The organism is Bradyrhizobium sp. NBAIM08 (genome assembly GCF_020193935.1).
GTDB classification, from domain to species: domain Bacteria; phylum Pseudomonadota; class Alphaproteobacteria; order Rhizobiales; family Xanthobacteraceae; genus Bradyrhizobium; species Bradyrhizobium yuanmingense.
This window is the reverse complement of record NZ_JADYVR010000943.1, coordinates 1-404: the sequence shown is the minus strand read 5'-3', so window position 1 is coordinate 404 and position 404 is coordinate 1. Positions and strand designations below refer to the sequence as shown.

Genomic DNA, 404 nt, shown 5'->3' with positions numbered 1-404 from the left:
TGGTGGCGCTGGCTGGGTTGATCGGCCAGCGGGTCGGGGGCTGGCGCGGGGTCGGGATCGCCTCGGTCGAGGAAATTGACGAGATCAACATTTACTGGGCGCGGATGCTGGCGATGAGCCGCGCGGTCGAAGCCTTGGCCGAGGCGCTCGGCTTTGACCCCGCCTGGGTGCTGGTCGACGGCAATGCCACCCCGCGTTGGGAGCGGCCGTCGAAGGCGATCGTGACCGGCGATACCAAATGCCGCTCGATCGCCGCTGCCTCGATCGTCGCCAAGGTGACCCGTGACCGGATCATGGCCGACCATGCGCGAACCTGGCCCGGCTACGGGTGGGAACGCAATCGCGGTTACCCCACACCGGAGCACATTCGTGCGCTCGATACCCACGGCCTGACCCCGCTGCAC

The 404-nt window shown here is 68.1% G+C and carries 1 protein-coding gene; it reads left to right on the top strand.

From position 1 onward, the window contains the following. The coding region (locus tag I6F37_RS42855; RefSeq protein WP_225154808.1) for a ribonuclease HII at positions 1–404 on the top strand (404 nt) is incomplete at both ends.